Below are 9,387 nucleotides of genomic sequence, written 5' to 3'. Positions count from 1 at the left end.
CCCGGCGGAGCCTGCCAGCCATATCACCACCGAGGGTGAACTCATCTGGCTTATGGACAAGGCGGCGGCGGGGCAATAAGTGCGGGAAGGTGTCGTGCCCGCACGGCACTGTCAGGCAATAAAAATGACGGGGCACCCGTAGCCGGGATGCCCTGCAGGAAGAGGAAACAGCGCATGTCCACCCATAACGCGGACCCACGGGCAGAACTGAAGCGGCAGGCCGCCATCGAAGCCGCCGACATGGTCAAGGACGGCATGGTGGTCGGCCTTGGCTCGGGCAGCACGTCGGCCTTCATGATCGAGGAGCTGGGCCGCCGCTGGGCGGAAGGCCTGCGCTTCTGCGCCATTCCCACCTCCGAGCGCTCGGCCGAGCAGGCGCGCTCGCACGGCATCAGGCTGGTCACCTTCGCCACCCATCCGCAGATCGATATCGACATCGATGGCGCCGACGAGGTCGAGCGTGGCTCGCTCAACCTGATCAAGGGGTTGGGGGGCGCGCTATTCCGCGAGAAGATCGTGGCCGCCGCCGCGCGCAAATTCGTGGTGGTGGTCGATGACAGCAAGCTTGTCGACCGCCTTGGCACGCGCGTGCCGGTGCCGGTGGAGGTCGCCAATTTCGGCTGGACCAGCACCGCCCGCCAGCTCGAAGCGCTGGGGGCAAAGATCACCCAGCGGCTGGACCGGGGCGGCAATGTGTTCGTGACCGATGGCGGCAACATGATCCTTGACTGCCACTTTGGCCCGATTGCCGATTCCGCCTCCCTGCAGCGCCAGCTCGAGCAGATCGTGGGCGTGATCGAGACCGGGCTGTTCATTGGTCGCACGTCGGAGGTGATCGTGGCCACCGCCGATGGCCTGCAGCGGCTGGGCGTGGCATGACCGGGCGCACCTTGCAGGATCAGGGCATCAGGCCGCTGGTCCTGGTCATCATGGGGGTTTCGGGCTGTGGCAAGACCACGCTGGCCGAAGGGCTGCACAACGTGCTGGGCTGGCCCTATCAGGAAGGCGATTTGCTGCACCCGCGCGCCAATGTGGAAAAAATGGCCGCGGGTATTCCCCTGACCGATGCCGACCGCCTGCCCTGGCTTGAGCAATGCCATAAATGGCTGCTGGGGCGCGTGGCGTCAGGGCAGGGGGGCATCCTGACCTGCTCGGCGCTCAAGCGTTCCTACCGCGACCTGCTGCGCGCGGACGGGGCGGCGGATATCGTGTTCATCTATCTCGAAATTCCTGAAGATACGCTCTACGACCGCCTCAAGCGCAGGCGCGGGCATTACATGCCGCCCAGCCTGCTGCCCAGCCAGCTTGCAACGCTCGAGCCGCCTGCGGCGGATGAGCACCCCATCGTGGTGCATCTTGAGGAGACGCCCGCCGCCCTCATTGCCGAGACGCTTGGAATTCTTGCGCAGAAATTCCCCGAGCGCAAAGAGGGCTAGATGACCAGCCGCCCTGCCGTCCTGTTCGTGTGCATGGGCAATATCTGCCGCTCGCCGCTGGCCGAGGCCGCGTTGCGGCAGGCAGCGCAGGCGGCCGGGCTGGAGGTGGTGGTCGATTCGGCGGGTACGGGCAACTGGCATGCCGGCTCGCCACCCGACCGCAGGGCCCGTGCCGTGGCGCTCCAGCACGGCATTGACATGGGCCGCTACCGTGCCCGCGTGGTCCGGCCCGCCGATTTTACCCGCTTTACCCACATCATCGCCCTCGATCACGCCAACCTTGCGCATCTGCGTGCCATGCGGCCGGAGGGGGCGCGTGCCGAACTGTCCCTGCTGCTCGACCATGTGCCCGGCAGGCAGGGGGAGGCGGTGGCCGATCCGTATTATGGCGATGCCAGCGGGTTCGAGACCACATGGCGCGATGTCAGCGCCGGGGCGCAGGCGCTGGTCAGGCTGCTGCAGGCCCGGCCATGAGCCGCCTCGCCCGCCATGCCGCCACTCTGGTGGGCTCAGGGCTGTGGAACTGGCATCCGCTTCAGGGCGGCGATATTGCCCAGACCCTGCTGGTCTACCTTAATGACGGGCGCACGGTGGTGGCCAAGAATGGCCCCGACCCGCTGGCCGAGGCCGCCATGCTGCGCGCTCTTGGCGGCAGTGGTGCGCCGGTGCCCGCTGTCCTGGCGGTGGATGCGGATGCATTGGTGATGGAATACCGGCCCATGGAGGGCACGCTGGCCACCTGCTGGGGCGATCTGGGCCGCGTGCTGGCACAAATGCATGAAGCCCGCCCCGAAGGTGGCATGATCCGCTATGGCTGGGCGGGGGATTACGCCCTTGGTGCGGTCAGCGTATGCAACACATGGGCCGATCGCTGGCCCGAATTCTGGGCCGCGCAGCGCCTGGGCGTACATCTGGCGCATGTGCCCATTGACGTGGCCCGCCGCCTTGAACAGCTCATGCGCCGCCTGCCCGACCTGCTGCCCGCAACACCTGCGCCCGCCCTGCTGCATGGCGATCTGTGGAGTGGCAACGTGCTGGTGGCGCACCGGCGCGTGACCGGCCTGATCGACCCGTGCTGCTATTACGGCCATGCGGAGGTGGATCTGGCAACCGTGGGCGTGTTCTCGCAGCCGCCGGCAGCGTTCTACATGGCCGGGGGCCCGCTGGAGCCGGGCCATGCGGTGCGTTTTGCCATTTACCGGCTGTGGATCGCGCTGGTGCACCTGCGCCTGTTTGGCGCGACATACCGGCCCATGGTGGCGCAGTATCTTGATGATGCCGGGGTGGGCTAAAAAACGGACGTTTTCGGGCGCTGCCTTTTTTCAAAAAAGGCGATGTTCTTCCTGATCTCTTATGGAGACAGTCTTGATTTTGGGAGGGCACCATAAAGTGGCGCGAGTGACGGGGCTCGAACCCGCGACCTCCGGCGTGACAGGCCGGCGCTCTAACCAACTGAGCTACACCCGCATCCGCTGCAACCCCGTGGGGTGGCAACCATTCGGTGAAAGGGCAAATAACAGGCTGGCCCCGCCATGGCAACAGGGCAGGCGAAAAAAAACGCCATGATCTTCCGATTTATGGCGTTTTTCAGGAGCGGACCAGTAATCAGGCAGGAATTTCCACGCCTTCAAGCACAACGGCCAGGCCGCTCACGGTTGCGGCAATGCGCACGGCGGTCTGGATCTGCTCGGTGCTCATGCCCGCCGCGCGGAGTTGCTGCTCATGGCTTTCCATGCACATGCCGCAGCCATTGATGGCCGAGACCGCCATGGACCACAGCTCGAAATCGGCCTTCTCCACGCCGGGCCGCGCAATGATGTTCATGCGCAGGCGCGCAGGCATCTTGGCATAGTCGCCCCCCACAAGGTGCACGAAGCGATAATAGACATTGTTCATGCCCATGATGGCCGCCGCCGCCCGGGCGGCTTCCAGCGCCTCGGGGGTGAGCTTGGAGCCATACTCGGCCACGAGCGCATGGGTCAGCGCCGTGTTGCGCGTGGCGATGGCGGAGGCGACAAACGTGCCGCCAAGCTGCTGGGGCGTAAGCGTTATGTCATTGGCCAGCGAGCCGAGGTTGAGCTTGAGGTCCTTGGCGTAGTCGGGCAGCGCGGCCTTGATGGAGTCGATCGACACGGGCTTTCTCCATGGATGTCAGGGGATATGAGGGGGCATGGCCCCGCCTGTCCCCACCCCTGTGTGCAGCATCTGGGCGCGGCAGGGGTCGGGGCAGGCGGCGCGGGCTGCCGCGCGGGCCATGACCCGCGCGGAAACCCGGACTGGAAAGGGATCAGGCCTTGATGAAGGCGTCGCCCTTGTTCCAGTTGCACGGGCACAGCTCGTCGCTCTGCAGCCCGTCGAGGATGCGCAGCACCTCCTGCGGGTTGCGGCCAACCGACAGGTCATTGACGCTGACATGGCGGATGATGCCCTCGGGGTCGACAATGAAGGTGGCGCGCAGCGCGGCGCCTGCCTGCTGGGCCATCACGCCGCAGCTTTCGATCAGCTCGCGCTTGATGTCGGCCAGCATCGGGATCTCGAGGTTCTTGAGGTCCTCGTGGTTCAGGCGCCAGTTCAGGTGCACGAAGGCGCTGTCGATCGACACGCCGTACACCACGGCGTCACGGTCCTTGAACTCGCCGTTGAGCTTGCCGAAGGCCACGATCTCGGTCGGGCAGACAAAGGTGAAGTCGAGCGGCCAGAAGAACACGACCTTCCACTTGCCTTCGTTGCATGCGTCCGTGATCTGCACGAACTCGCCCTTGAGCCCTTCGGGCCCACCGGGAACGGCGGTCAGGTTGAAGGCGGGAAACTTGTCACCGACTGTCAGCATCAGGAAATCTCCTGTTTGGGTTAAAATATGAAACGGGGCGTTATCACAACCCGGCAACTGTATCTATGACGGGGATGCTGCTATCATGCCAGTGAATAATTCATACGTATATTGATCGGCATTATCGATGCTTCCGATGCCTTCCGCCCAGCAGCTCCGTTATCTGGTCTCGTTGGCCGAACTGCGTCATTTTGGCCGCGCGGCCAAGGCCTGCGCCGTAACCCAGTCCACGCTTTCCGCCGGTATTCTGGCCCTTGAGCGCCAGATGGATGTGCAGCTGCTCGACCGTGAGGTGGGCAAGAAAGTCGTGTTCACCCCCCTGGGGGACAGGGTGGTGTGCCAGGCCCGCCACGCGCTCGAGGCCCTGCAGGGCGTGCTCGACATGGCCGTGGCCTCGCGCGAGCCGATGAGCGGGCTTTTGCGGCTGGGCGTCATTCCCACCATCGGGCCGTTTGTCATGCCCACCCTCGTGGCCCGCCTGCCGGGCCAGTACCCCCGCCTGCGCCTGTCGCTGAGCGAGGACCTGACCCATAACGTGATGGAAAAACTGGCGCGGGGGCGACTTGACCTCGTGCTGCTGGCCATGCCGTGCGACTGCGCCGATAGCGAGACCCTGCCGCTGTGGCGCGACCCCTTCATGCTGGTCATGCCGCGCGCACACCCGTTTGCCCGCCTTGACGTGGTGCCGGTGCCCGACCTTGCGCATGAGCGCATGATCCTGCTCGAGGACGGGCACTTCCTGCGCGAGCAGACGCTGGCCATGTGCCGCCAGGCGGGGGAGTGGTCGCGCCCGGAGGACGAGACACAGTGCGCCGTCACCTCGCTGTTCACCCTGGTGGAAATGGTGGCCGCGGGCATGGGGCTGGCCCTGCTGCCGCAACTGGCGGTCGAATCGCCGCTGATGGACTGGACCCGCCTGACCGTGCGCCCCGTAAGCGGCGCGCAGGCCTGGCGCACGATCGGGCTGGCCTGGCGGCCGCGCTCGCCCCGCATGGCGGATTTCCACGCCATTGCCCCGCTTTTTGTGCCAGATTCGATCCCGCAGGCGAATTCCCTGCTGTAAATGGCGCCAGAATCCGCCGCTGGAGTTGACTCCGGGCGCAGGTAAGGGTATTCGGGCGCCTCTTTTGCGGCACATCGCCGCTAGTCGAGGGTCGGATCATGAAAATCAGAAACAGCCTGAAATCGGCCAAGGTTCGGGACAAGGACTGCCGTGTGGTCCGTCGCCGTGGCAAGGTCTACGTCATCAACAAGAAGAACCCGCGCATGAAGGCCCGTCAGGGCTGATTGCCAGGCGGCCTTGACCGTCCGGTTCATCTTTGAACAGCCGCAAAGCCGCGCAGGCAGGTTTTCAGTAACCTGTGTGCGTGGATTTGCGTGCGTACTCATGCTTGCAGCCAGCCTGTTGCCCCTGCAGGCCCATGCGGCAGATGCTTCGGCCCACGGGCTTGACCGGCACGCAGGTCCTCCCGCCAGGGCGCAGGGCAGCACACCGGCCGAGCCATCGCTCGACAGCCTCGAGACGGAACTGGCCCATGCGGCCACCGCGCGCGGCGCGCGCGACCTGCTCGGGCGCATCGAGCAGTTGCGCCTGAAGGATCTGGCCCCCACCACCACGTTGCTTGTGCGCCGCGCGCAGGACGACCTTGACGCCCAGCGCCCGCTCGATGCCGAGCAGGACATGGATGATGCCCTGCTGCTCCAGCCCGATGTTGAGGTGCTGTGGCGCAACCGCGCGCAGGCCCGCCTGGCCGCTGCCAACCCCGATGGCGCGGTGGCCGACCTTGGCGTGGCGCTGCATCATGACGGGCGCGATGTCATGGCCTGGAAGATCCTGCAGGAGACGGAAGAGCAGCGCGGCGACTGGCAGGCCGCGTGGAAAGCATGGCAGCATGTGGTGCAGCTTGAGCCCACCATTCCCGATGCCGCCCACCAGACCGAGCAGTTGCGCCTGAAGGCCTTTGGCCAGCCCACCTGAAAAATCTCATTAAACGATAAAAGTTTTTGGTGAAGCTTTTTTCAAAAAGCTTCGAAGAATGCCGCCTTTTTGAAAAAAGGCGGCACCCAAAAACGTTTGATCCTGATCCTTGCCTATCAGCGGTCCGTCAGGCGGAACTCGATGCGGCGGTTGCGGGCATAGGCCTCTGCCGTGGTGCCGTTATCGAGCGGCTGGTAGTCCGAAAAGCCGGTCGCGGCCAGATGGTGCGGGTTGATGCCCTCGGCAATCAGCAGCTTGACCACCGTAATGGCGCGCTCGGATGACAGCTCCCAGTTGCTGGGGAAGGCGGTGTGGATGGGCAGCCGGTCGGCATGGCCATCCACGCGCAGGATCCACGGCACATCGGGTGGAATCTGGGCGGCGACCTGCCGCAGCGTTTTGGCCAGGATCTTGATCTGCTCCACGCCCTCGGGCGAGAGGTCGGCACTGCCGACGGGGAACAGCACCTCGCTTTGGAACACGAAGCGGTCGCCCACGATCTGCACGCCCTTGTGGTCCTGCATCACGCTGCGCAGGCGCCCAAAGAATTCCGAGCGGTACTGCTGCAGCTGCTCCACCTTGCGCGCCAGCGCCACGTTGAGCTGCATGCCAAGGTTGTCGATCTTGTGGTCGCGCTCCTGCACGGCCTGTTCGCTCACCTCGAGTGCGGCGCTGACGGCGCTGAGCTGCGCCAGCTGCGCATCAAGGGCAGAGGCGTGGCTCTGGGCGGTATCGCGCTCGCTGGTCTGCTGGTTGAGCTGGGCGTTGAGCGAGGTGGCGGTGGCCACGTCCGCCTCGTGCTCCTTGTGCAGGGTGGCGATCTCGGTCTGCAGCGCTGTGGTGTGGCTGTGCTCGAGCGAGAGCATCTGGGCCAGGCGGGCCACCTCGTGCTCGAGCTGGTCAAGGGCCTGCTGGCGCTTGTTCAGGGTTACGGACAGGAAAGCCTGCCCCAGAACAAACACCAGCAGCACGAAGATGATGACCATGAGCAGTGTTGACAGCGCATCAACATAGCCTGGCCAGGCATTCAGTTCGGAACGGATCGAGCGACGGGAACGGCGCGCCATGAAATAAACCTTGCCTTGATCTGCGGTCAGGAAGCGGAGTGGCCCGTTCCGGGCGTGCTCGCGGCAATGGTGCGCGCAAGCAGGCGCAGGTCGTTGCGGATGTCGGCTGCCATCTGCTCGCGGCCTGCCGCCGATTCCTGCACAAGGCGGGCCAGCAGGGATTCGATGCCCTGCAGGTGGTCCTCGCCCCGGTTGTCAGCCAGCTGGGCCAGGCGGTCGTTCAGCGCGGTCAGCAGGCGCTGCTCCTGCGCACGCGTCTCCTCGCTGCGGGCCATGAGGGCCTGCAGCTTTTCCATGTTCTCGGCGGTGTGCTCGAGCAGCGCCTGCACATAGGCGGGCACGCTGGCATCATTGCCGCCAACCTGCAGCCCGCCTGCCGAGAGGCGGGTGATGGTAGCCAGCCATTCCTCAAGTTCGTTGAAGAAGCGGGTCTGGGCCTGGCCTGCCGTGAGGTCCAGGAAGCCCAGCACAAGGGCGCCTGCCAGGCCGAACATCGAGCCCGAGAACGCGGTGCCCATGCCATGCAGCGGGCCTGCCAGCCCGGTCTTGAGCTGGTCGAACATGGCGTTGGTGTCGCCATTGCCCACCGACATGTTGCCAATCACATCGGCAATGGAGCCCACGGTCAGCAGCAGGCCATAGAACGTGCCGAGCAGGCCGAGGAAGATGAGCAGCCCGGTGAGGTAGCGCGAAAGCTCGCGCCCCTCGTCAAGGCGGGCGGAGAGGCTGTCGAGCAGCGACTGCATGACCGGGGCGGACAGCGTGAGCCTGCGGCCCTTGTCATGCGTGGCCAGCATCGAGGCCATGGGGGCGAGCAGGCGCGGGGGCGGCGGCGTGGTCAGCCCCTCACGCGGGTGGCGCAGGATGTTGACCCAGCGCACCTCGGGGATGAGGCGCAGGATCATGATGATGTTCCACGCCACGCCGAGCACGAGGATGCCGATGATCAGGCCATCAAGATAGGGATTGTTGCAGAACGCCTGATAGAGGGTGGGGGAAAGCAGGGCTGCGACAACCCCGACAGCCAGAAGAAACACAAGAACCCGTAAAAGGTAGGTCGTCGGTCGTGTCACGCAGTGGTTTCCTTAATGCGCCGGTGGCTCGGTTTGGGTGGTTGAGGCCACCACACCGGAACGGGTCACGTCAACACAATCCGCACCCGCGCCCTGGGCGTTTTCATCAGGCAGTCCGATGGCGCGCACATAGATGCGGGTGGGGGCCACGCCCGCATGGATCAGGACCGAACGCACGGCAAGCCCGCGGCTCAAGGCAACCCGCCGTGGCGTTGAGGGATCATCGGGGCGGCCTTCGCCATAGGCCACGATGTTGATGTGCTGGTCAGGCAGCTTCTGCATGAGTGTGGCAAATGTTTGCAGGGCCGCGATCATGCGCGGATTCATGTCGGCTGACTGGATGTTGAAGTGCAGGCGCGTGCCACCCGTCACCTTTTCCGCCCGGCCGCGTGCCTGCGGGTCGGGCTTGACCTCGGGCGGGGGCGTGAAGGGGTGCAGCGGCACATGTGTCTCGGGCGGGTGCAGCACCGGGTTATCGGGGGGCCTGACGGCTACGGGCGGCAGGGCGGCAATGGCGGCGGCGGGGGCCACGGTGTTGGTGCTGCTGCTTGGCATGGGTGCTGCGGCTGGAGCGTGCGTGCTGGCCGGGGCTGTTGCGGTCGGCGCTGCTGCCGCGGGGCTGGCTGGCTGCGGTGCCGGGGTCGCTACGTGGCGGGTGGCAGGTGGCGGGGTGGTGGCAGCGTTGCGGGGGCGGGAAGTGGGCGTGGGAGGCACCTGGGCTGCTGGCGGCGCGCTTGTCGCACTGTCCGGCGCATCAGGCGTGGTGGCGCCCGACAGGCTCATGCTGCCGCCATCGGGCAGCATGGCAGGGCGTTTTTTGGGCGCGCCAAGGGCATCCAGCGCGCTCCTGCTGGTGGTGACCTGTGCGTGCGCGCTGCCCAGCAGGGCGCAGGTGGCAACGCCCAGCACGGCCAGCACGCGCGCGGACCGGCGGGGAAGGGAGGGGAATGAGTGCTGCATTATGCCCGGCAGGCTACCGGGCCGCAGGCGGGGGCGCAATCGG

The 9,387-nt window shown here is 65.7% G+C and carries 12 protein-coding genes, 1 tRNA gene and 1 pseudogene; 8 read left to right on the top strand and 6 right to left on the bottom strand.

The window, feature by feature from the left end:
• The 5 genes and pseudogenes from DV027_RS18130 to DV027_RS13160 all read left to right on the top strand — a co-directional run.
• Nucleotides 1–79, top strand: a pseudogene (locus DV027_RS18130) (6-phosphogluconolactonase); the annotation flags it as partial.
• Nucleotides 80–174: 95 nt separating this feature from the next.
• Complete coding sequence (gene rpiA, locus DV027_RS13175; RefSeq protein WP_130732455.1) at nt 175–879, top strand: ribose-5-phosphate isomerase RpiA; 705 nt, start codon at nt 175–177, stop codon at nt 877–879.
• Nucleotides 876–1,436 carry a gluconokinase gene (locus DV027_RS13170; protein ID WP_165399198.1) on the top strand — a complete coding sequence of 187 codons (561 nt, stop codon included), beginning with the start codon at nt 876–878 and terminating at the stop codon, nt 1,434–1,436. Before rpiA ends, DV027_RS13170 begins: the two co-directional genes overlap by 4 nt.
• A complete protein-coding gene (locus DV027_RS13165; protein WP_130732454.1) occupies nt 1,437–1,910 on the top strand; it encodes a low molecular weight protein-tyrosine-phosphatase in 474 nt (157 codons plus the stop codon).
• Nucleotides 1,907–2,728, top strand: a complete 822-nt coding sequence (locus DV027_RS13160) for a fructosamine kinase family protein (protein ID WP_130732453.1) — start codon at nt 1,907–1,909, stop codon at nt 2,726–2,728. Before DV027_RS13165 ends, DV027_RS13160 begins: the two co-directional genes overlap by 4 nt.
• Nucleotides 2,729–2,826: 98 nt before the next feature.
• Here the strand turns inward: DV027_RS13160 and DV027_RS13155 are convergent.
• From DV027_RS13155 to DV027_RS13145, 3 genes are all read right to left on the bottom strand, one after another.
• A tRNA-Asp gene (locus DV027_RS13155) sits at nt 2,827–2,903 on the bottom strand.
• A 138-nt stretch (nt 2,904–3,041) separates the two neighbouring features.
• Nucleotides 3,042–3,569 carry an alkylhydroperoxidase, AhpD family gene (gene ahpD / locus DV027_RS13150; protein ID WP_130732452.1) on the bottom strand — a complete coding sequence of 176 codons (528 nt, stop codon included), beginning with the start codon at nt 3,567–3,569 and terminating at the stop codon, nt 3,042–3,044.
• Nucleotides 3,570–3,723: 154 nt separating this feature from the next.
• Complete coding sequence (locus DV027_RS13145) at nt 3,724–4,266, bottom strand: peroxiredoxin (protein WP_130732451.1); 543 nt, start codon at nt 4,264–4,266, stop codon at nt 3,724–3,726.
• A gap of 127 nt (nt 4,267–4,393) precedes the next feature.
• Between DV027_RS13145 and DV027_RS13140 the strand changes: the two genes are divergently transcribed.
• From DV027_RS13140 to DV027_RS13130, 3 genes are all read left to right on the top strand, one after another.
• On the top strand, nt 4,394–5,329 hold the full coding sequence (locus DV027_RS13140; protein WP_130732450.1) for a hydrogen peroxide-inducible genes activator: 936 nt from the start codon (nt 4,394–4,396) through the stop codon (nt 5,327–5,329).
• A 98-nt stretch (nt 5,330–5,427) separates the two neighbouring features.
• Complete coding sequence (gene ykgO, locus DV027_RS13135) at nt 5,428–5,553, top strand: type B 50S ribosomal protein L36 (protein WP_003617324.1); 126 nt, start codon at nt 5,428–5,430, stop codon at nt 5,551–5,553.
• Nucleotides 5,554–5,653: 100 nt separating this feature from the next.
• Nucleotides 5,654–6,244 carry a tetratricopeptide repeat protein gene (locus DV027_RS13130; protein WP_130732449.1) on the top strand — a complete coding sequence of 197 codons (591 nt, stop codon included), beginning with the start codon at nt 5,654–5,656 and terminating at the stop codon, nt 6,242–6,244.
• A gap of 116 nt (nt 6,245–6,360) precedes the next feature.
• Here the strand turns inward: DV027_RS13130 and DV027_RS13125 are convergent, their stop codons facing one another.
• From DV027_RS13125 to DV027_RS13115, 3 genes are read right to left on the bottom strand one after another with little or no spacing between them, the layout of a single operon-like run.
• Nucleotides 6,361–7,311 (bottom strand): peptidoglycan -binding protein, encoded by a 951-nt coding sequence (locus DV027_RS13125; protein WP_130732448.1) that lies wholly within the window; start codon nt 7,309–7,311, stop codon nt 6,361–6,363.
• Nucleotides 7,312–7,337: 26 nt separating this feature from the next.
• Nucleotides 7,338–8,384, bottom strand: a complete 1,047-nt coding sequence (locus DV027_RS13120) for a flagellar motor protein MotA (protein ID WP_130732447.1) — start codon at nt 8,382–8,384, stop codon at nt 7,338–7,340.
• Nucleotides 8,385–8,396: 12 nt separating this feature from the next.
• Complete coding sequence (locus DV027_RS13115; RefSeq protein ID WP_130732446.1) at nt 8,397–9,344, bottom strand: OmpA family protein; 948 nt, start codon at nt 9,342–9,344, stop codon at nt 8,397–8,399.
• Nucleotides 9,345–9,387 lie beyond the last annotated feature (43 nt).

The sequence above is a fragment of the Komagataeibacter xylinus genome (genome assembly GCF_004302915.1).
Taxonomy (GTDB): Bacteria; Pseudomonadota; Alphaproteobacteria; order Acetobacterales; family Acetobacteraceae; genus Komagataeibacter; species Komagataeibacter xylinus_C.
Note: the sequence above shows the minus strand (reverse complement) of the source record. Positions and strands in the feature narration are given on the sequence as shown.